This window comes from Streptomyces sp. AP-93, assembly GCF_022808175.1.
Classification (GTDB): domain Bacteria; phylum Actinomycetota; class Actinomycetes; order Streptomycetales; family Streptomycetaceae; genus Streptomyces.
Genome location: NZ_JALGBX010000002.1, coordinates 449993 through 471806, shown reverse-complemented (window position 1 = coordinate 471806; position 21814 = coordinate 449993). Strand labels below are relative to the sequence as shown.

Sequence of the window (21814 nt, the reverse complement as noted above, 5' to 3'; positions counted from 1 at the left end):
ATGGCCGTCGTACGTGATCTGCGCGTACTCCTGCGTCTGCGGGACTTCCGCAACCTGCTCGCCGTACGGCTGCTCTCCCAGGCCGCCGACGGGGTCTACCAGGTCGCACTGGCCGCCTACGTCGTCTTCTCCCCGGAGAAGCAGGCCTCTCCCGCGGCCATCGCCTCCGCCATGGCGGTGCTCCTGCTGCCCTATTCGGTGATCGGCCCCTTCGCGGGAGTCCTGCTGGACCGCTGGCGCCGCCGCCAGGTGTTCCTCTACGGGAACCTGCTGCGGGCCTTCCTCGCCTGCGTCACCGGCATGCTGATCGTCGCGCGCGTCCCCGACTGGCTCTTCTACGCCTCGGCCCTGTCCGTGACCGCGGTCAACCGCTTCATCCTGGCCGGGCTCGCCGCCTCCCTGCCGCGGGTCGTCGCACCCGGCCAACTGGTCACCGCGAACGCACTCTCACCCACTGCGGGAACGCTCGCCGCCGTCGCCGGCGGGGGCCTGGCCTTCCTCGTCCGTGTAGTGGCCGACGACTCCGACGCCCTGGTCGTCCTCCTCGGAGCCGGCCTCTACCTGTGCGCGGCCCTGGTCTCCCTGCGCATGGCCGTGGATCTCCTCGGACCCGACCACCCTCCCGGCCGGATCAACCCGACGGTCCGCCAGGGGATCGCCCTCACCGTGCGGGGCCTGGCCGAGGGCCTGCGGCACTTGGCCTCCCGGCGCGAGGCGGCCCGGGCGCTCACCGCCATGACCGTCATGCGGTTCTGCTACGGGGCCCTGTTCGTCATGCTGCTCATGCTCTGCCGATACGCCTGGTCGGACAACGAGGCCGACGGGCTGGCCCTGCTGGGGCTCACGGTCGGCGTTTCCGGGGCCGGCTTCTTCGCAGCCGCCGTCATCACTCCCTGGCTGGCGGGCCGGCTGGGCGCCCTGGGCTCGATCACCCTCTGTGCCGCGAGCGCCGCGGTGCTGGTGCCGGCGCTCGGCCTGTTCTTCGCGCCCGGACCGATGCTGGCAGCCGCCTTCGTGCTGGGCCTGGCCACCCAGGGGGCCAAGATCTCCACCGACACCATCGTGCAGTCCCAGGTGGACGACGCCTTTCGCGGCCGCGTCTTCTCCGTCTACGACGTGCTCTTCAACGCCGCCTTCGTCGGCGCCGCCGGGGTGGCCGCTCTCGTGCTCCCCCTCGACGGACACTCCGTCCCCTTGATCCTCGGGGTGGCGACGCTCTATGCCGCTACCGCGGCTCTCCTCATGCGTCAGGGCGATGTTTCACGTGAAACATCGCCCTGACCGGAGCACGACCGGGTCTCCGTCCCGATGTTTCACGTGAAACATCGGCACGCTCAGACCTTCAGACGCTCAGAGCTTCAGGCGCTCAGGCCTTCAGCCCTGTGCGGCCCACCACTCCTTGAGGGCGGCGACCGCCGCGTCGTGCTCCATGGGGCCGTTCTCCAGCCGCAGCTCCAGCAGGAACGCGTAGGCCTTGCCGATCACCGGGCCGGGACCCACGTCGAGGACCCGCATGATCTCGTTGCCGTCGAGGTCGGGCCGGATCGCGTCCAGCTCCTCCCTCTCCTGCAGCTGCGCGATGCGTTCTTCCAGCCCGTCGTAGGTACGGGAGAGCGCGCTCGCCTTGCGCTTGTTGCGCGTGGTGCAGTCGGAGCGGGTCAGCTTGTGCAGGCGGTCCAGCAGCGGACCGGCGTCGCGGACGTAGCGCCGCACGGCCGAGTCGGTCCACTCCCCGTCCCCGTAACCGTGGAAGCGCAGGTGCAGCTCCACCAGCCGGGACACGTCCTTGACCATGTCGTTGGAGTACTTGAGCGCGGTCATGCGCTTCTTGGTCATCTTCGCGCCCACCATCTCGTGGTGGTGGAAGGAGACCCGTCCGTCGCTCTCGAACCGGCGGGTCCGGGGCTTGCCGATGTCGTGCAGCAGTGCCGCGAGCCGCAGCACCAGGTCCGGGCCGTCCTGCTCCAGCGCGATCGCCTGCTCCAGCACGATCAGCGAGTGGTCGTAGACGTCCTTGTGCCGGTGGTGCTCATCGCTCTCCAGACGCAGCGCCGGCAGCTCCGGCAGCACGTGCTCGGCCAGCCCCGTGTCCACGAGGAGGCCCAGGCCCTTGCGCGGGTGCGCGGACAGCAGCAGCTTGTTCAGCTCGGCCTGGACCCGCTCGGCCGAGACGATCTCGATGCGGCCGGACATCTCCGTCATCGCCGCCACCACGTCCGGGGCGACCTCGAAGTCGAGCTGAGCGGCGAACCGCGCCGCCCGCAGCATCCGCAGCGGATCGTCGGAGAAGGAGTCCTCGGCAGTGCCCGGGGTGCGCAGCACGCCCGCGCGGAGGTCCTCCAGGCCGCCGTACGGGTCCACGAACTCCTTCTCGGGGAGCGCGACGGCCATCGCGTTCACCGTGAAGTCGCGGCGGACGAGGTCTTCCTCGATGGAGTCGCCGTAGGAGACCTCGGGCTTGCGCGAGGTCCTGTCGTAGGACTCCGAGCGGTACGTGGTCACCTCGATCTGGAAGCTTCGCTCAGCGTCTCCGACGCGGGCGTCCTTCTGCGCACCGACCGTGCCGAAGGCGATGCCGACGTCCCACACCGAGTCGGCCCACGGCCTGACGATCTTGAGAACGTCCTCGGGGCGGGCGTCGGTGGTGAAATCGAGATCGTTGCCGAGGCGCCCGAGCAGCGCGTCGCGGACGGACCCGCCGACCAGGGCGAGGCGGAATCCCGCCTCCTGGAAACGGCGGCCGAGCTCGTCGGCGACAGGGGCGATCCGCAGCAGTTCACTCACCGCGCGGGCCTGCCCGTGATTCAGGACACTGGGGTTGTCTTCGTTGGCGTTCGGCACAACAGAAAAGGGTACGTGCCCGGCCCGCCCGGAGCTCCCGTGTTTTGCGGCCACCCCGGCCCGCGGCCCCTCCGGGGCGGACCCGATCATGTGGAGCAAGGCGCGGCACTCGCGCACAGCGGGCCTCGTTACCATGCGTGGACGCACAAACGACGACCACTGACACTTCGAGGGACGGGCGAGCGCGTTGGCCGAGGCGGCAGACATCCAGGGGGCACCGCTCGCTCCTGCCCGGCGACGCTGGCTGCGGCGCGCGGTCGTCCTGCTCGCCGGGACACCGGTACTCGCCGGCCTGGTCTACTCGCACGCCCCCGAAGCCCAGGCAGCCGAAACGGCGGCCACCGCCGTCGACGTCCAGCTCGACACCATGACACCGAGCGCCCCGGTCAAGGGCGACACCCTCACCATCTCGGGCGCCGTGATCAACAACGGCCCGGAGGAGATCACCGACGCGCACGTCGGCCTGCGGGTCGGGCCGGCCCTCGGGGACCGCAGCTCCATCGACGAGGCCGCGGAACGCGGCCGGTTCCGGGCGGGTACCGACCCGGCGGAGGTCGGTGCCGAGTTCGCCGTGAAGATCGATTCGCTGCCTTCGAAGGTCAGCCAGCCGTTCACCCTCAAGGTTCCGGTGAACAAGCTGGAACTGGACGAGGACGGCGTCTACCAGCTCGGCGTCTCCCTGTCCGGGGAGACCGAGAGCCGCCAGTACGAGCAGGTCCTCGGCATCAAGCGGACCTTCCTGCCCTGGCAGCCGGAGGCGGCCGCCAAGCGGTCCCAGCTCGCGTACGTGTGGCCGTTGATCTCCACCACGCACTTGACCTCGGAGACCGGCTCGGACGAGGTGCAGACCCCCGTCTTCCTCGACGACGGCCTCGCCGACGAGCTGAGGCCGGGCGGCCGTCTGGAACAGATGGTCACCCTCGGCAAGGACCTCCCCATCACCTGGGTCATCGACCCGGATCTGCTCTACACCGTCGACGCCATGACCAAGGGCTACCGGGTCCGCACCCCGGACGGCCGGACCGTCCAGGGCAAGAACAAGGCCATCGCCGAGCAGTGGCTGAGCTCGCTGGAAAGCGCCGTCCAGGGCAAGAAGGTCGTCGCACTGCCCTTCGCCGATCCGGACATCGCCTCGCTCGCCCACCGCGGCAAGGACGTGTCCGGCACCCTGGGACAGCTGCGGCCGGCCACCGACAAGGCGAAGCAGGCCGTCGAGACGGTCCTGCACGTGCCCGCGAGCACCGACTTCTCCTGGCCCGTGGACGGGGCGATCGACCCGTCGATCGTCAACGTCGCGACCTCGGCCGGCGCCCACAACGTCCTCACCCGCAGCGACAGCCTCCAGGAGACGGGCGCCCTCGGCTACACCCCGTCGGCCGCCCGGCCCATCGGCGCGGGCACCACGGCGGTCGTCGCCGACGCCGATCTCTCCACCGCCTTCGAGGGCGACGTGCTCCGCTCGGGGAACTCCACCCTCGCGGTGCAGAAGTTCCTCGCCCAGACCCTCGCCCTGAACCTGCAGGAGAGCGACAGCCAGCGCAGCTTCGTCGTCGCCCCGCAGCGGATGCCCAGCGCCAGCCAGGTACAGACGATGGCCGCCGCCATACGGGGTCTGCAGGCGGGCCGCTGGAGCCAGGCCGTGGACCTGGAGGCGGCGGCCGCCGCGACTCCCGACCCCCGCGCCGCGACGCAGGTCCCGGGAGCCGGCCAGTACCCCGAGGCGCTGAGCAAGCAGGAACTGCCGGTCTCCGCCTTCGAGAAGATCCGCACCACCGAGACCACCCTCGACGACTTCAAGGTGATCCTGACCGCGCCCGACCGCGTCGAGATCCCCTTCGGCAACACCACCAACCGGGAGATGTCCGCCTCCTGGCGCGGCCGCCCCGATGCTGCGTGGGACTACCGGGACCAGGTGCAGCGGTACCTGATCGGGCTGACCGAGAAGGTCAAGATCATCCCCAAGTCCGATGCCACGCTCTCCGGACACAGCGCGACCATCCCCGTCAGTGTCCAGAACAGCCTCGTCCAGGACACCCACAACCTGGTCCTCCGGGTGCGGTCCGCCAACCCGACCCGGCTGATGTTCGGCGACAGCGGGGAGTCCCAGCAGGAAGTCGCGGTCCAGGGCGGGCACAGCCAGACCGTGAAGTTCCCCGCCAACGCCACCGCGAGCGGCCCGGTCGAGGTGACGGCCCAGCTCTTCACCACCGACGGCGTGGCCTACGGGAAGGCCCGCACGTTCACCGTCGAAGCCACCGAGGTGACCCCGACCGTCATGCTCGTCATCGCGGGCGGTGTCCTCCTCCTCGTGCTGGCCGGCATCAAGATGTACGCCAGCCGCAAGCGTGTCGCGGCACGTGCCGCCGCCGAGGAGAGCACGCAGCAGAGTGACGAGTCCCCGGACACCGGACCGCAAAGCGCGGACCCGTCCGGCACGGGTGAGACAGTGGACCGTTGAGCGATGCCGTGGCCGGTCGGCCTGGGGACGATGAGGTGGGGTTTCGATGAACGCGCCGTACGAAGGTGACCGTGCGCAGGGCACTGGCGGGCCCGCGCCCTCCCAGGGCACTGCCCCCGGCACCCCGGTGCCGGGACAGGTTCCCGCGCCCGCACCTGCGCCGGACCACGACCCCTATGTCCAGGACGCCTACGCCTACGACCCGTACCGGGCTCAGGACCTGTCCGCCCAGGACCCGGTGGCAGAGGTCCTGTACGACCGGGCCTCGCACCCACCGCCACCGCCCGGCACCTTCCAGGAGCCCGGGCCGCTCTACGCGGCCCCGCCGGCTCCCGCGTACGCCCCGGACCCCCGGGTATGGGCCCAGACCCCGCCGCCGGAGCCGGACGGTCCGTCACGGCACCTGCCCTACGGCGACCACGCCACGACCACGCAGTTCGTCGGCGTGGACTCCCTCGTGACCAAGGCCGCCGACGAGGACCCCCGCCCCGACGCCTTCGCGCACCTCTACCGGGACCAGGACGCGGCACCCCGCACCCCCGCCGAGGACGCGCCCGTGGCCGCCCCGGCACCCAGCAAGCCCGCCGGACGCGCCTCCAGCCTGCTCAAGTCCAGCGCCCTGATGGCCGCCGGCACCATCGTCTCCCGCATCACCGGCTTCATGCGGACCCTGGTGATCGCCGGAGCCATCGGCGTCGCCACCCTCAACGACAGTTACCAGGTCGCCAACACCCTGCCGACGATGATCTACGTCCTGGTCGGCGGCGGCGCCCTCAACGCCGTCTTCATCCCGCAGTTGGTACGCGCGATGAAGAACGACGAGGACGGGGGAGAGGCGTACGCCAACCGGCTGCTGACCCTCGTCATGGTCCTGCTGGGCGCCGTCACCGTGGTCTGTGTGCTCGCGGCCCCGCTGTTCATCGGCATGATGTCGCAGACGATTGCCGACGACCCGCAGCGGCTGGACGTCGCCGTCGCCTTCGCGCACTACTGCCTGCCCACCATGTTCTTCATGGGTGTGCACGTGGTCCTCGGTCAGATCCTCAACGCCCGCGGCCGGTTCGGCGCGATGATGTGGACCCCCGTCCTCAACAACATCGTCGTCATCGCCACCTTCGGCGCTTTCATCTGGGCCTTCGGCGGCTTCACCACCACGGGCGTCACCGAGGCCGGCATCACTCCCGAGGGCGTCCGGCTGCTGGGCCTGGGCACCCTGCTCGGCCTCGTCGTCCAGTCCCTGGCGATGCTTCCCTACCTGCGCGACGCCGGCTTCAAGCCGCGCCTGCGGTTCGACTGGAAGGGCCACGGCCTCGGCAAGGCCGCCGGCCTGGCCAAGTGGACGTTCTTCTTCGTCCTCGCCAACCAGCTCGGTCTCATCGTCGTCACCCAGTTCGCCACCTGGGCGGGCGAGCTGGCCGACAAGCAGGGCCACGGCGGTACCGGCATCACCGGCTACAACTACGCCCTGCTGCTCTGGCAGATGCCGCAGGCCATCATCACCGTCTCCGTCATGACCGCCGTCCTGCCGCGCATCTCCCGGTCCGCCCACGACGGCGACGCCGCCGCGGTCCGTGACGACATCTCCTACGGACTGCGCACCTCCGCCGTCGCGATCGTGCCCTGCGCCTTCGCGTTCCTCGCCCTGGGCGTCCCGATGGCCGGCCTGCTCTACGCCGGTTCCGGCGCGGAGAGCGCCCAGAACATCGGTTTCATCCTGATGGCCTTCGGCCTCGGACTGATCCCGTACTCCGTCCAGTACGTGGTCCTGCGCGGCTTCTACGCCTACGAGGACACCCGGACGCCCTTCTACAACACGGTCATCGTGGCCGCCGTCAACGCGGGCATGTCCGCCGTCGCCTTCTTCGTGCTCCCATCCCGCTGGGCCGTCGTCGGCATGGCCGCCGCCTACGGCCTCGGCTACGCCGTGGGCGTCGGTGTCGCCTGGCGCCGGCTGCGCACCCGCCTCGGCGGCGACCTCGACGGGGCGCACGTGATGCGCACTTACACCCGGCTCATCGGCGCCTGCGTCCCCGCCGCCGCCGTGGCCGGCGCCGTCGCCTACGCCGTCCTGCACTTCATCGGCAGCGGAGCCCTCGGCTCCCTCACCGCGCTGGTGGCCGGCGGCATCTCCCTGGCGGCGGTGTTCCTCGTCGCCGCCAAGCGGATGCGCATCGAAGAACTCAACGCCATGGTCGGAATGGTCCGCGGACGCCTGGGCCGCTGATGCGTACAACCATCCTGCTCCCTGGCGTGTCGTGCAGATCGGTGGACTGTGGGCACAATTGGCATGGCTTCGCAGACTGGCCGACAGCGCGCAACGGATGGGGAGGCGGGGACGACGGTGGCGGAACGTAGCACGGCTGCCGTCGACGTGGCCGACAACGGCGGCGACGAGCCGCTGGCCGCGGAGACGGCCCAGGCCACGGCCGACGGGGTGGACACCCAGAACGGACGAGCCGCGGACGGAACCATGCCCGAAACGGACGGCGATCGCAGGAACGCGGCACCCGCTGCCGCGCCCGAGCTGCACAGCGGCCACAAGCTGGCCAGGCGCTACCGGCTCGAAGAGTGCGTCACCCGTCTGGACGGATTCAGCAGCTGGCGTGCGATGGACGAGAAGCTGCGCCGGGCCGTGGGCGTCCACCTGCTGCCCGCCGACCACGCGCGGGCCCGCGCCGTCCTGGCCGCCGCCCGCTCCTCGGCCCTGCTCGGCGACCCCCGGTTCGTCCAGGTCCTGGACGCCGTGGAGGAGAACGACCTCGTCTACGTCGTCCACGAGTGGCTCCCCGACGCCACGGAGCTCACCGCGGTCCTCGCCGCCGGCCCCATGGAGCCGCACGAGGCCTACCAGCTCGTCAGCCAGGTCTCCCAGGCCATGGCCGCCGCGCACCGCGAGGGCCTGGCGCACCTGCGGCTGACCCCCAGCGCGATACTGCGCACCTCCACGGGCCAGTACCGCATCCGCGGCCTCGCCGTGAACGCCGCCCTGCGCGGCATCACCAGCGAGACCCCGCAGCGCTCGGACACCGAGGCCATCGGCGCCCTCCTGTACGCCTCGCTGACCCAGCGCTGGCCGTACGAGAGCGACGCCTACGGCCTCACCGGCCTGCCCAAGGGCGTCGGCCTGATCGCCCCCGACCAGGTCCGCGCGGGCGTGCACCGCGGTCTGGGCGAGCTGGCCATGCGTGCCCTCGCCAACGACGGGGCCACCGCATCGCGGCAGGAACCCGCCTGCACCACCCCGGAAGAGCTCTCCAAGGCCGTGGCCGCGATGCCCCGCATCCGGCCGCCGGAGCCCACCTTCACCGCGCCTCCGGAGTACCAGCACACCACCTACCAGCAGGGCAGCTACGGCAGGCCCCAGGGCCCCGGCATGCCCACCGCGCAGGTCCTCACCGTCGTTCCCCCGCCGCCGCCCCTGCAGAGCCGTACCGGCCGCGTCCTCAAGTGGGGCGTAGCAGCCCTGCTGATCGCCGCCCTCGGACTGGGCAGCTGGCAGCTCGCCGACACCCTGCTCAACCGGAACAACCAGGGCAGCACCAGCGGCAGCCAGACCACGCACGAGAAGACCGACGGCACCCCGGAGAAGAAGGAGCCGGTCCAGCTCGGCATCACGGATGCCCGCGAGTACTACCCCGACGGCACCGCCCAGGACCAGGCAGGCGTCAAGAACACCTTCGACAAGGACGTCACCACCTTCTGGAAGACCAGGAGCTACTACGACGGCCCAGAAATGAAGGCGGACTTCAAGGCGGGCGTCGGCATCGTCTACGACGTCGGCTCCGAGCAGGACGTCAGTGGCGCCTCCGTAGCGCTCAAGTACGCCGGCAACCACACCACCATCACGCTCTACAGGGCTCCCTCTTTGTCCTCGTCGACTCCGGTCTCCGCCATGCAGAAGATCGCCGGCAACAAGACCTCGACCAGCACGCTCGCGCTGACCGCCGAAACTCCGGTCAAAGCACGCTTCGTCCTCCTCTGGATCACCGCGATGCCGGAAGCGGGCAGCGATGCGTTCAGCGGCGGCACGTTCAAGCAGGCCATCTCGGACGTGAAGTTCACGGGCTGACGGACAGCAGGGGAGGGGGCCAGCGTTGGACGAAGCCACACCCGGCCGCAGCGACCAGGAACTCCTGGCGCTGCACGCCGCCGGAGATCCGGACGCCTTCGGCGAGCTCGTACGCCGGCACCGCGACCGGCTGTGGGCCGTGGCCCTGCGCACCCTCGGCGACCGGGAGGAAGCCGCCGACGCCGTGCAGGACGCCCTGGTCTCCGCCTACCGGGCCGCGCACACCTTCCGCGGTGAATCCGCCGTCACGACCTGGCTCCACCGCATCACCGTGAACGCCTGTCTGGACCGGGCCCGCAAGGCCGCCTCCCGCAGGACGTCCCCCCTCGACGACACGGACCGCCTGGAGCGCCTTCTGGAGCCCCACGAGTCCGCCGAGGCACCCGCGGAGCGCCAGGACCTCCACCGGCAGCTGCTGGCGGCCCTGAGCACCCTCCCGGCCGATCAGAAGGCCGCTCTGGTCCTCGTCGACATGCAGGGCTACCCCGTCGCCGAGGCCGCCCGCATCCTCGACGTCCCCGTCGGCACCGTGAAGAGCCGGTGCGCACGCGGCAGGGCGAAACTCGTCCCGCTCCTCACTCATCTGCGCACGCCCACCGGGGATAACACCGACACCGAGCGGGGAAGGAACCGGACACCGGGGACAACCGTCCCACCGACGGCAGACCGCGGGGTCCCGGCCCCGGACCCCAACGCAGTGAAGGGCGGAGGTGGACGAGCGTGAACCCCACAACCGGCGCGACCGGCACGATCGGGCACCCCGACGTCTCGGAGATCTCCGAGCTGGCGGAAGGCCTCCTCTCCCCGTCCCGCACGGCGGAGGTCCGCAGCCATCTCGGCGACTGCCCCCTGTGCGCGGACGTCCGTGCCTCCCTGGAGGAGATCCGGTCCCTCCTCGGCACCCTGCCCGGGCCGGCCCGGATGCCCGTCGACATCTCCGGCCGGATCGACGCGGCCCTCGCCGCCGAGGCACTCCTCGACTCCACCACCCCGCACGGGAAGTCCGGACCCGGCCACCCGGACCGGCCGGCCACAGGGGTCCCCGGTGCCGATCTTTCAGCCGATGTTTCACGTGAAACCGCCCCCGGACCGCTCAGTGAGACCGGCGCCCTGCGGCCCTCCGGTCACCCGGCCGGCCCAACCGGCCCCGGACGGCGTCGCGCACGCCGCCGGATCGCTCTCGCGGGCGGACTGCTCGCGGCGTGCGCCGCCGGCGTCCTGGTGGCCGGCCTGATGTCCGGCGACCGCCCCGCGCAGGACATGTCCGCGCGGAGCGAGGCGTCCGCCGCCCAGCCCAGGTCCGCCGCGCCCGAGTACACCGCCCAGGGGCTCCCCGCCACGGTGCGCGAGCTCCTCGCGTCCGGCGGCCCGGGGGACAAGGCCGCGGGGGAGGGGAACAACACCTTCGGGGTGGAGAACAGCCCTCCGGCCCAACCGAGCCCCGCCCCTGCCGATGGCTGGGCGCTCGGGGCACCCGCCTGCGTCCAGGAAGCCACCGGCCGCACCGAGACCCCCCTGGGCTTCGAACCCGGCACCTACGAGGGCAAGGACGTCTTCCTCATCGTCCTGCCGCACCCCGGCGACTCCACCGTCGTGGACGCCTATCTCGTCGGCTCCGCCTGCGTCACCGACCCCTCGGCCGTTCCCGGAAAGCCCCTGCTCACCCGCACCTACCCGAGGAGCTGAGCGGCCGGGAAGCCCGGGGGGACAACTCGGGAATGCGGGCGCCGTAGGATCCGTTGGGTGGGGTGAGAGTCCACACCGGCCCCCCGGTAGGCAGCAGGCAGTCCGCAGAGACGAGGAATCAACCCGTGAGCGACGTACGAAACGTGATCATCATCGGCTCCGGGCCGGCCGGTTACACCGCCGCCCTGTACACCGCACGCGCTTCGCTCAAGCCCCTGGTCTTCGAAGGCGCCGTCACCGCCGGTGGCGCACTGATGAACACCACCGAGGTCGAGAACTTCCCCGGCTTCCAGGACGGCATCATGGGGCCGGACCTCATGGACAACATGCGTGGCCAGGCCGAGCGCTTCGGCGCCGAGCTGATTCCGGACGACGTCATCGCCGTGGACCTCACCGGTGAGATCAAGACCGTCACCGACACCGCCGGCACCGTGCACCGCGCCAAGGCCGTGATCGTGACCACCGGTTCCCAGCACCGCAAGCTCGGCCTGCCCAACGAGGACGCACTCTCCGGCCGCGGCGTCTCCTGGTGCGCGACCTGCGACGGCTTCTTCTTCAAGGAGCACGACATCGCCGTGGTCGGCGGCGGTGACACCGCGATCGAGGAGGCCACCTTCCTCTCCCGGTTCGCCAAGTCCGTGACGATCGTCCACCGCCGCGACTCCCTGCGCGCCTCCAAGGCCATGCAGGACCGCGCCTTCGCCGACCCGAAGATCAAGTTCGCCTGGGACAGCGAGGTCGCGGAGATCCACGGCGAGCAGAAGCTCACCGGCCTCACCCTGCGCAACACCAAGACCGGTGAGACCTCCGAACTGCCCGTGACCGGCCTCTTCATCGCCGTCGGCCACGACCCGCGCACCGAGCTGTTCCAGGACCAGCTCGACCTCGACGCGGAGGGCTACCTCAAGGTCGACGCCCCCTCCACCCGCACCAGCCTCACCGGTGTGTTCGGCGCGGGCGACGTGGTCGACCACATCTACCGTCAGGCCATCACCGCCGCGGGCACCGGTTGCTCCGCGGCCCTCGACGCCGAGCGCTTCCTCGCCGCCCTCGCGGACGCCGAGAAGGCGCACGCAGCGGTCTGACACCCTCAAGCAGCACCACACCCCACTCCCCGCAGGAAAAGAAGGAGGCCGCTGTGGCCGGCACCCTCAAGACCGTCACCGACGCAAGCTTCGATGACGACGTCCTCAAGAGCGACAAGCCCGTCCTGGTGGACTTCTGGGCCGCCTGGTGCGGTCCGTGCCGCCAGATCGCTCCGTCCCTCGAGGCCATCGCCTCCGAGTACGGTGACGAGATCGAGATCGTCAAGCTCAACATCGACGAGAACCCGGAAACGGCGGCCAAGTACGGCGTCATGTCCATCCCGACGCTGAACGTCTACCAGGGCGGCGAGGTCGTCAAGACCATCGTCGGCGCCAAGCCGAAGGCCGCCATCCTGCGCGACCTCGACGCCTTCGTCACCATCAAGGCCTGACGCACCCGCGTCCGAGACCGGACGCGATCGCGTGACACGGGGCCGCCCCCTGCCAGGGGCGGCCCCGTTCGCATGTCATGCGCGTCCGGGAGCAGGCTGCTCCCGTCTCACAGCGGACGCAGCGCCGGTTCCTTCCGGGCCGCGCCCAGCAGCCGGTCCAGGGCCAGTTCCACGTCTTCCTTCCACGACAGCGTGGAGCGCAGCTCCAACCGCAGCCGGGGACGCGTCGGATGCGGGCGTACCGTCTTGAAGCCCACCGCCAGCAGATGGTCCGCCGGCAGCAGACAGGCCGGGCCCTCCCACCGGGCATCGCCGAACGCCTCGATCGCCCGGAACCCCCTGCACAGCAGATCCTTCGCCACCGTCTGGACCATCACCCGCCCCAGCCCCTGGCCCTGGTACCCCGGCATGATCCACGAGGTGATGAGCTGTACCGCGTCCGGGGACACCGGGCTGGTCGGGAACGCCGTCGCACGCGGCACGTACGCCGGCGGCGCGTAGAGAACGAACCCCACGGGAACCTCGTCCACGTAGACCACCCGGCCGCACGAGCCCCACTCCAGGAGGACGGCGGAGATCCACGCCTCCTTCTCCTCGGCAGCGTTCCCCGCCTTCACGGCGGCATCGCCGCTGACGGGGTCCAGCTCCCAGAAGACACAGGACCGGCAACGCCGGGGCAGGTCTTGGAGGTTGTCCAGCGTGAGCGGTACCAGCCGACGACCCATGACCGCATCGTATCCACAGCTCGAATCACCCGAAACCGCAACAAGGCAAAGGGGGCGGGCCGCACCGGTTCACACCGGCACGACCCGCCCCCGGGCTGTGGGTTACTCCCCGGCAGCGCCTTCGCCCAGCACCTTGCCCTCGCCCGGCGCCAGAGTCCCCAGGATCCGCTCCAGGTCCTCCATCGACGCGAACTCGACGGTGATCTTGCCCTTCTTCTGGCCGAGATCCACCTTCACCCGCGTCTCGAACCGGTCCGACAACCGCGTCGCCAGCTCACTGAGCGCCGGGGCGACCCGGGCACCCGCCCGCGGACCCTTCGGCTTCACCGAACTCGGCGACTCCGACCCCATCAGCGCCACGATCTCCTCGACCGCACGCACCGAGAGGCCCTCGGCCACGATCCGGTGCGCCAGCCGGTCCTGCTCCTCGGAGTTGTCCACCGACAGCAGGGCCCGCGCGTGCCCCGCCGACAGCACACCCGCCGCCACCCGCCGCTGTACGGGCGGGGAGAGCTTCAGCAGGCGCAGCGTGTTCGAGACCTGCGGACGGGAACGCCCGATCCGGTCCGCCAGCTGGTCGTGCGTGCAGTTGAAGTCCTGGAGCAGCTGGTCGTACGCGGCCGCCTCCTCCAAGGGGTTCAGCTGCGCCCGGTGCAGGTTCTCCAGGAGCGCGTCCAGCAGGAGCTTCTCGTCGTCCGTGGCCCGGATGATCGCCGGGATCCGGCCCAGGCCGGCCTCCCGGCACGCCCGCCAGCGCCGCTCGCCCATGATCAGCTCGTAGCGGCCGGGGCCGGACTGGCGCACGACCACCGGCTGGAGCAGGCCCACCTCCTGAATGGAGGTCACCAGCTCGGCCAGCGCGTCCTCGTCGAACACCTCACGCGGCTGCCGCGGGTTCGGCGTGATCGAGTCCATCGGGAGCTCCGCGAACGTAGCCCCCGCCACCTCACCGGCCGCCGGAGCGGCAACCGGCTCCGGCTCGCTCACGGACACGGCGACCGGCGATGTTTCACGTGAAACATCGGCCTGCGCCAGCGAAGCCAGCTTCGCCGCCGCGATGCCCCGCTCCGAAGGCAGCACCGGAACCGCCGACGGAGACGTCGACCCGGCACCGATCACCGGCGGCACCTTCTCCTGGGGAGCAGCGGGAATCAGCGCGCCGAGCCCCCGCCCCAGACCCCTACGTCGCTCACTCACTGGATCCCCTCCGCCATGCTTTGCGTGTTGTTCATGCCCGCACCCTGATGGGGATGCTGGGGGTCGTACTGGAATCCGGCCCCGCGCAGCGCGATCTCCCGCGCCGCCTCCAGGTAGGAGAGGGAACCGCTGGAACCGGGGTCGTAGGTCAGCACCGTCTGCCCGTAGCTCGGAGCCTCGGAGATGCGGACCGACCGCGGGATGCTCGTGCGCAGCACCTCCTTGCCGAAGTGGGTGCGCACCTCCTCCGCCACCTGCGAGGCCAGCCGGGTCCTGCCGTCGTACATCGTCAGCAGGATCGTGGACACGTGCAGCGTCGGGTTCAGGTGCGCCCGCACCAGGTCCACGTTGCGCAGCAGCTGACCGAGTCCCTCCAGTGCGTAGTACTCGCACTGGATCGGGATCAGCACCTCCGCGCCCGCGACCAGGGCGTTCACCGTCAGCAGGCCCAGCGAGGGCGGGCAGTCGATCAGGATGTAGTCGAGCGGCTGCTCGTACGCCTGGATGGCCCGCTGGAGACGGCTCTCCCGTGCCACGAGGGACACCAGCTCGATCTCGGCACCCGCCAGGTCGATCGTGGCCGGCGCACAGAAGAGCCCCTCCACGTCGGCCACCGGCTGGACGACCTCCATCAGCGGCCGGCTGTCCACGAGCACGTCGTAGATGGACGGCACGTCCGCGTGGTGGTCGATGCCCAGCGCCGTCGAGGCGTTGCCCTGCGGGTCGAGGTCGACCACCAGGACCCGCGCACCGTGCAGGGCCAGGGATGCGGCCAGGTTCACGGTCGACGTGGTCTTGCCCACGCCGCCCTTCTGGTTGGCCACCACCATGATCCGGGTCTTCGGGGGCCTGGGCAGGCCCTCGCCCGCACGTCCGAGGGCCTCGACCGCGATCTGGGCGGCACGGCCGATGGGCGTGTCTTCGTTGTCCACTAGGGGCGGGGCCGATGTTTCACGTGAAACATCGTCGCCCGGGAATTCGGAGCGGGGACCGGGGACCGGATCGGCCATCGGCCCCGCAAGGTTGGCGTCTGACCGCACGGTGTCACTCTCCTCGGCATCAGGCTCGCGATGAACAGAGCCTGCCATGTCACCGGGGCTGCGAACCAGCGGGGCCCGTACTCCTGTGGATGAATCCACCGATGTGGACAACTCCGTCCCCCCTTCGCCCTTGCGGAGACGGGGGGACGTGGCCGCACGACCGCGGCTGATGATTCCGTGCAGCAGAGAGCGACGTTTCACGTGAAACACGATGCCCGGACGGAGTCATCCGGCCGCTACGACACTCCGAAATCCATACCTATAGGGCTCAACACCCCTGCGATACGCCTGCGAGCCCTGCCCGGCAGGGGCTCAGCGACGGCGGCGTGTACGGCTCGTACGGGCGGCCTTGGCCCGCTTCGCCGCGAACCGCACCCCGCCGGGGCTTTCCCCGACCTCGACCCGCACCACGGTGGAGAGCGGGTCCACGATCCCTTCGCCGACGTGCAGCACCGAGGTCTTCACCACACCGAGTTTGGTCAGCGCGGCCTTCGCCGCCACCAGCTCCTCCTCGGCGGTGTCGCCCTTCAGCGCCAGCATCTCGCCGTACGGGCGCAGCAGGGGCACGCCCCATCCGGCGAGCCGGTCCAGCGGAGCCACCGCGCGTGCCGTCACCACGTGCACCGGCTGGAGCTTGCCGAGGACTTCCTCGGCCCGCCCGCGCACGACCGTCACGTGGTCGAGCCCCAGCAGCTCCACGACTTCCTGGAGGAAGTTCGTGCGGCGCAGCAGCGGCTCCAGCAGCGTGATCTTCAGGTCCCTGCGCACGAGGGCCAGCGGAATGCCGGGGAGGCCGGCACCCGAACCCACGTCGCACACGGTGACGCCCTCGGGCACCACTTCCGAGAGCACGGCGCAGTTCAGCAGGTGCCTCTCCCAGAGCCGCGGCACCTCGCGCGGCCCGATCAGGCCCCGCTTGACACCCGCGTCCGCCAGCAGCTCCGCGTACCGCACAGCTTCCGGGAAATACTCACCGAACACCGCATGCGCCTCTTCAGGTGCCTCGGGCGCTTCTTCGGGCATCGGGGGAAGCTCAGCTGCCTCCGTCACGGGGACCGTCCTTCCGTACCGCATGGTTGTGGCCGTGCCGTGCCGCGGGCCACGTCGTCACTGCCAGGCTGACAAAGATCGGCCCCGCCTGCGACACAGACGGGGCCGGACACTCAGGCTTCCGGTCAGGCCGGAAGCACGACGACGAAGCGCTGCGGCTCCTCGCCCTCGGACTCGCTCCGCAGACCGGCGGCCGCCACGGCGTCGTGGACGACCTTCCGCTCGAAGGGGGTCATCGGGTCCAGCTTCAGGGGCTCGCCGGACGTCTTCACGTCCTCCGCGGCCTTGGCGCCGAGGGCCGTCAGCTCCTCGCGCTTCTTCGCCCGGAAGCCGCCGATGTCGAGCATCAGCCGGCTGCGGTCCCCGGTCTCGCGGTGCACGGCGAGACGGGTCAGCTCCTGCAGAGCCTCCAGCACCTCGCCGTCACGGCCCACGAGCTTCTGCAGGTCGCGCGCGGATTCGCTGACGATGGAGACAGAGGCGCGGTCCGCCTCGACGTCCATGTCGATGTCGCCGTCCAGGTCGGCGATGTCCAGCAGACCCTCAAGGTAGTCAGCCGCGATCTCACCCTCCTGCTCGAGGCGGGTCAGGGTGTCGCCACTCTCAGCGGCGGCGGTGGTGGTGCCTTCCGTCACGGGAGGGACTCCTTCTTACTTCTTGGGAGAGGGCTTGCTGGGGGGCGTCTGACGCTGCGACTTCGACTGCCGCTTGGGCTGCTGGCGCTTCTGTCCGCCACCGCCGGCCGCATCGGAATCCACGGTCGCCTCGACGCTCTTCGCCACGGAGCCGTCCGCCTGCGCGGCCAGGCCCTGCTTGGTGAGACCGGTGATGAACTTGCGCTCGTTGTCGTTGCGGTCCGGGCCCTTGGCCACGATCGCCGCGACGACCTTCTTCTTACCCCGGCCCTTGAGCGTGCCGTGCGCACCGATCTGCTTCAGCAGACGCGTCAGGTACTCGTCCTGGGCCAGGCTTCCCGGGGTGGGGTTCCGGCTGATCACGAACATCTGCTGGCCCATGGTCCACAGGTTCGTGGTCAGCCAGTAGACGAGGACACCGACGGGGAAGTTGATGCCCATGACCGCGAAGATCACGGGGAAGATGTACATCAGCATCTTCTGCTGCTGCATGAACGGCGTCTTGACCGAGAGATCGACGTTCTTCTGCATCAGCTGGCGCTGCGTGTAGAACTGCGACAGCGACATCATGATGATCATGATCGCGGTGACGATGCGCACGTCAGTGATCGAGGCGTTCAGAGCCGCGACCTTCTCAGGGCTGTCCATGAACTTGGAAGCCAGCGGGGCACCGAAAATGTGCGCGTTACGCGCGCTCTCCAGCAGCGGGCCGTCGATCTGGCCGATCGGCGTGCCGTTGGCGATGGAGGCAAGCACGTGGTAGAGCGCGAAGAAGAACGGGGACTGCGCCAGGATGGGAAGGCACGAGGAGAGCGGGTTGGTACCCGTCTCCTTGTACAGCTTCATCATCTCTTCGGACTGGCGCTGCTTGTCGTTCTTGTAGCGCTCCTGGATCGCCTTCATCTTCGGCTGGATCGCCTGCATGCCGCGCGTCGCCTTGATCTGCTTCACGAAGAGCGGGATCAGGCAGATGCGGATCAAGATCACCAGGGACACGATGGACAGGCCCCAGGCCCAGCCACTGTCCGCGCCGAACATGGCGCCGTACACCTTGTGGAACTGGACGATGATCCACGAGACGGGCGTGGTAATAAAGCTGAACAGACTGGCAATCGTGTCCACTAATCAGGCTCCTTGAGCATTGCGAGATCTACGCAACGCACTGCGCAGCTGCTCGTGCCAACGCGGGCGTTTCCGGGGTGGGACGTGGTCCACGCCGCCCGGGGACCACGGATTGCACCGCAGGATCCGCCAGGCGGTCAGAGCCGTCCCCTTCACCGCACCATGCCGGTCGATGGCCGTGTACCCGTAGTGCGAACACGAGGGGTAGTAGCGGCACACCGGCCCGAGCAGCGGACTGATCGTCCACTGGTACAGCTTGATCAATGCGAGCAGCGGGTACTTCATCGAGCCACGCCTCCCAAGAGCCGCAGCAATGCGGCATCGAGGTCCCGGGCCAGCTCGTCGAGACCGGCATCACCCGCTCCGGGCAGAGCCCGTACCACCATCAGGCTACCTTCGGGCAGCTGAGACAGCCGCTCGCGGACGAGATGGCGCAAACGGCGCTTGACCCGGTTGCGTACGACGGCGATGCCGACAGCCTTGCTGACGACGAAACCCGCACGCGTCGAGGGATCGATCTCCCCCGGCTCGTGCGGGTCCGTTGCACCGCTTGTACGTAGGTGGACGACGAGGAGCGGGCGACCAGCCCGGCGACCTCGACGTACCGCGCTCGCGAAGTCCTCGCGCCGCCTCAGCCGATTGTCGGGAGACAGCACGACGTCACGATCCGCCCGTCAGTTACGCGGAGAGTTCGGCGCGGCCCTTGCCACGACGGTTCGCGAGGATGGCGCGGCCGGCACGGGTACGCATCCGGAGACGGAAGCCGTGGGTCTTGGCACGACGGCGGTTGTTCGGCTGGAAGGTGCGCTTGCTCACTCGGGGGCTCCAGAGAATAAATCGTTTAGGCGGGACATCGCCTGGCTGTCACCGTGCGCCCACGAGGAGAAAACTCGCGTGTTCGCCCGAGTGGCACCGCAAAACGATCACAATCAGTGATCTTCGCCCATCGGTAGGCAGGCGGCAGCAGCCATCGACAACTCGACCTCGTTACGGTACGCGCGGCTACGCCATCCGGTCAAACCGAGCCGACGGTGCCCCACACTGTGCACAGGCTGTGGACAACGACTTGAACCGTACCCGCTGGCCTGACTACCGTTGCCTGACCCCGGTTTTTTTGTCCCGACCGTCCCAAAGAACCACACATTCGTGGGACCCCCTCTGAGAGAGCGTGCTCTGTGGCTGACGTACCTGCCGATCTTGCCGCAGTGTGGCCAAGGGTGCTCGAAAAGCTCCTCGGGGAGGGACAGAACAGCATCGAGCCCAAGGACAGGCAGTGGGTCGAGCGCTGTCAGCCCCTGGCCCTGGTGGCGGACACCGCCCTGCTCGCCGTCCCCAACGAGTACGGCAAGCGCGTCCTCGAGGGCCGGCTCGCCCCGCTCATCAGCGACGCCCTCAGCCGTGAATGCGGCCGCCCCATCCGGATCGCCATCACCGTCGACGACTCCGCGGGCGAGCCCTCGCCGCCGGCCCCGTCCTCGTCTTCCTCCCGCGACGGCTACGAACCGTACGGCGGCCAGCGCCCGGGCGGACACGCCGGCCCCGGGGGGCACACGGGACCCGGCGGCCACACCGGCCCCGCGGACGACCAGCTCCCCAGCGCCCGCCCCGCCTACCCGGACTACCAGCAGCCGCGCTCCGAGCCCGGCGCCTGGCCCCGCGGCGGCCAGCAGGACGACTACGGCTGGCAGCAGCCCCGCCTCGGCGGCTTCCCCGAGCGCGACCCGTACGCCTCCCCGCAGCCGGGCTACATGCAGCAGTCCGAGCCCTCCTCCTATGACCAGGGCTCCTACGAACAGCAGAAGTACGAGCAGCAGAGTTACGAGGGTCAGCAGCAGCGCTCCTCCCGCCAGTACGAGCAGCAGCAGTACGACCAGCCGCCCGCGCGGCAGGTGCCCAGCCGGCCCGCGCCCTCGGCCCCGTCCGGCGGATCCACCTCGGGCCCGCTGGAGCCGACCGCCCGGCTGAACCCCAAGTACCTCTTCGACACCTTCGTCATCGGCGCCTCCAACCGCTTCGCGCACGCCGCCGCGGTGGCCGTCGCCGAGGCGCCGGCGAAGGCGTACAACCCCCTCTTCATCTACGGCGAGTCGGGCCTCGGCAAGACGCACCTGCTGCACGCCATCGGGCACTACGCGCGGAGCCTCTACCCCGGCACCCGGGTGCGGTACGTGAGCTCCGAGGAGTTCACCAACGAGTTCATCAACTCGATCCGCGACGGCAAGGGCGACGCGTTCCGCAAGCGCTACCGCGAGATGGACATCCTGCTCGTCGACGACATCCAGTTCCTCGCGAGCAAGGAGTCGACGCAGGAGGAGTTCTTCCACACCTTCAATACGCTCCACAACGCCAACAAGCAGATCGTGCTCTCCTCCGACCGGCCGCCCAAGCAGCTCGTCACCCTGGAGGACCGGCTCCGCAACCGCTTCGAGTGGGGTCTGATCACCGACGTCCAGCCGCCCGAGCTGGAGACCCGTATCGCGATCCTGCGCAAGAAGGCCGTCCAGGAGCAGCTCAACGCCCCGCCGGAGGTACTGGAGTTCATCGCCTCCCGCATCTCGCGCAACATCCGCGAGCTGGAGGGGGCGCTGATCCGGGTCACGGCCTTCGCGAGCCTGAACCGGCAGCCGGTGGACCTGGGCCTGACCGAGGACGTACTGAAGAACCTGATCCCCGGCGGCGAGGACAGCGCGCCCGAGATCACGGCGACGGACATCATGGCCGCCACCGCCGACTACTTCGGGCTGACCGTGGACGACCTGTGCGGCTCCTCGCGCAGCCGCGTGCTGGTCACCGCCCGGCAGATCGCCATGTACCTGTGCCGGGAGCTCACGGACCTCTCGCTGCCCAAGATCGGGGCGCAGTTCGGCGGCCGCGACCACACCACCGTCATGCACGCGGACCGCAAGATCCGCGCTCTGATGGCGGAACGCCGCTCCATCTACAACCAGGTGACCGAGCTCACCAACCGCATCAAGAACGGCTGACGCCGGCTCTGTGTACGTGCCGACCGGGCGCCGTCGAGGCCCCTTCAAACGCTGTGAGAGGGCGCTCCCGGGTTACTTCGGGGGCGCCCTTCTTCGTGCGTGCGCCCCTGACCTGTTCGAATACGCCCCCTCGGGGGCAACTCATCCACAGATTGGGCGACTTTCTTCCGTCCACAGCCTGGGGACGGCCCGCGCCACCCACAAGACTGTCCACAGGGCCCAGGTGTGAGGCACCATCAGGGCTGGTCAGACCCCTGTGGAATTGTGCGCAACGACTATCCACAGGCTGTGGACGAAAATCTCGTCCACAGGTCCGTCCACCGCGTTGTCCACCGGCGGTCCACAGCTTCCCGGGTCCTGTGCACAGGATCAGACGACTTCCCCACACCGTTGTCCACTGTTCGGCAACGAGGAACCCTCCGTCACCGCCCCGAGTGAAAGCGGTCACACCGAAGTCGACGTTTGGGCTGTGGAGTACTCGGGAAAACCTGGGGACGCACCTGTGGACTAGTGAGGGTCATCTGGGGATG

General features: G+C 69.8%; 19 protein-coding genes. 9 read left to right on the top strand and 10 right to left on the bottom strand.

Features of this window, described 5'->3' with window-relative positions; all coding sequences use genetic code 11:
- Positions 1–1281: an MFS transporter gene (locus tag MTF69_RS05380; RefSeq protein WP_243331137.1), complete on the top strand. Its 1281-nt coding sequence runs from the start codon at positions 1–3 to the stop codon at positions 1279–1281.
- 93 nt (positions 1282–1374) lie between these two features.
- Here MTF69_RS05380 and MTF69_RS05375 read toward each other — a convergent pair whose 3' ends face one another.
- Positions 1375–2841: a CCA tRNA nucleotidyltransferase gene (locus tag MTF69_RS05375; protein ID WP_243331136.1), complete on the bottom strand. Its 1467-nt coding sequence runs from the start codon at positions 2839–2841 to the stop codon at positions 1375–1377.
- Positions 2842–3028: 187 nt separating this feature from the next.
- Here MTF69_RS05375 and MTF69_RS05370 point away from each other — a divergent pair, with 187 nt between their 5' ends.
- The 7 genes from MTF69_RS05370 to trxA all read left to right on the top strand — a co-directional run bounded on the left by MTF69_RS05370 (position 3029) and on the right by trxA (position 12531).
- On the top strand, positions 3029–5299 hold the full coding sequence (locus MTF69_RS05370; RefSeq protein WP_243331135.1) for a DUF6049 family protein: 2271 nt from the start codon (positions 3029–3031) through the stop codon (positions 5297–5299).
- 46 nt (positions 5300–5345) lie between these two features.
- On the top strand, positions 5346–7523 hold the full coding sequence (gene murJ, locus MTF69_RS05365; RefSeq protein ID WP_243331134.1) for a murein biosynthesis integral membrane protein MurJ: 2178 nt from the start codon (positions 5346–5348) through the stop codon (positions 7521–7523).
- A gap of 117 nt (positions 7524–7640) precedes the next feature.
- Positions 7641–9368, top strand: coding sequence for a protein kinase family protein (locus MTF69_RS05360; RefSeq protein WP_243331133.1), 1728 nt, complete (start codon positions 7641–7643; stop codon positions 9366–9368).
- A gap of 25 nt (positions 9369–9393) precedes the next feature.
- Positions 9394–10092, top strand: a complete 699-nt coding sequence (sigM, locus tag MTF69_RS05355) for an RNA polymerase sigma factor SigM (RefSeq protein WP_243331132.1) — start codon at positions 9394–9396, stop codon at positions 10090–10092.
- Positions 10089–11054, top strand: coding sequence for an anti-sigma factor (locus tag MTF69_RS05350; protein ID WP_243331130.1), 966 nt, complete (start codon positions 10089–10091; stop codon positions 11052–11054). The genes sigM and MTF69_RS05350 overlap by 4 nt, the downstream gene beginning before the upstream one ends.
- A 125-nt stretch (positions 11055–11179) precedes the next feature.
- On the top strand, positions 11180–12139 hold the full coding sequence (gene trxB, locus MTF69_RS05345) for a thioredoxin-disulfide reductase (protein ID WP_243331128.1): 960 nt from the start codon (positions 11180–11182) through the stop codon (positions 12137–12139).
- 53 nt (positions 12140–12192) lie between these two features.
- A complete protein-coding gene (trxA, locus tag MTF69_RS05340; RefSeq protein WP_243331126.1) occupies positions 12193–12531 on the top strand; it encodes a thioredoxin in 339 nt (112 codons plus the stop codon).
- 107 nt (positions 12532–12638) lie between these two features.
- Here trxA and MTF69_RS05335 read toward each other — a convergent pair whose 3' ends face one another.
- The 9 genes from MTF69_RS05335 to rpmH all read right to left on the bottom strand — a co-directional run bounded on the left by MTF69_RS05335 (position 12639) and on the right by rpmH (position 19116).
- Positions 12639–13256: a GNAT family N-acetyltransferase gene (locus MTF69_RS05335; protein ID WP_243331125.1), complete on the bottom strand. Its 618-nt coding sequence runs from the start codon at positions 13254–13256 to the stop codon at positions 12639–12641.
- A gap of 102 nt (positions 13257–13358) precedes the next feature.
- A complete protein-coding gene (locus MTF69_RS05330; RefSeq protein ID WP_243331123.1) occupies positions 13359–14453 on the bottom strand; it encodes a ParB/RepB/Spo0J family partition protein in 1095 nt (364 codons plus the stop codon).
- Positions 14450–15541, bottom strand: a complete 1092-nt coding sequence (locus tag MTF69_RS05325) for a ParA family protein (RefSeq protein ID WP_243331121.1) — start codon at positions 15539–15541, stop codon at positions 14450–14452. The genes MTF69_RS05330 and MTF69_RS05325 overlap by 4 nt, the downstream gene beginning before the upstream one ends.
- 264 nt (positions 15542–15805) lie before the next feature.
- Entirely contained in the window at positions 15806–16516 is a 711-nt protein-coding gene (gene rsmG, locus MTF69_RS05320) for a 16S rRNA (guanine(527)-N(7))-methyltransferase RsmG (protein ID WP_243331118.1), read from the bottom strand.
- Between the two features lie 152 nt (positions 16517–16668).
- The gene (locus MTF69_RS05315; protein ID WP_243331117.1) at positions 16669–17178 is read right to left on the bottom strand and encodes a R3H domain-containing nucleic acid-binding protein; all 510 of its coding nucleotides are present in this window, start codon (positions 17176–17178) and stop codon (positions 16669–16671) included.
- A gap of 15 nt (positions 17179–17193) precedes the next feature.
- Positions 17194–18300, bottom strand: a complete 1107-nt coding sequence (yidC, locus tag MTF69_RS05310) for a membrane protein insertase YidC (protein WP_243331114.1) — start codon at positions 18298–18300, stop codon at positions 17194–17196.
- Between the two features lie 3 nt (positions 18301–18303).
- Entirely contained in the window at positions 18304–18585 is a 282-nt protein-coding gene (yidD, locus tag MTF69_RS05305) for a membrane protein insertion efficiency factor YidD (RefSeq protein ID WP_076043740.1), read from the bottom strand.
- Positions 18582–18956 (bottom strand): ribonuclease P protein component, encoded by a 375-nt coding sequence (gene rnpA / locus MTF69_RS05300; RefSeq protein ID WP_243331112.1) that lies wholly within the window; start codon positions 18954–18956, stop codon positions 18582–18584. Before rnpA ends, yidD begins: the two co-directional genes overlap by 4 nt.
- Positions 18957–18978: 22 nt before the next feature.
- Positions 18979–19116: a 50S ribosomal protein L34 gene (gene rpmH / locus MTF69_RS05295; RefSeq protein WP_100597229.1), complete on the bottom strand. Its 138-nt coding sequence runs from the start codon at positions 19114–19116 to the stop codon at positions 18979–18981.
- Between the two features lie 359 nt (positions 19117–19475).
- Between rpmH and dnaA the strand changes: the two genes are divergently transcribed.
- Complete coding sequence (gene dnaA / locus MTF69_RS05290; protein WP_308401365.1) at positions 19476–21284, top strand: chromosomal replication initiator protein DnaA; 1809 nt, start codon at positions 19476–19478, stop codon at positions 21282–21284.
- Positions 21285–21814: the final 530 nt, after the last annotated feature.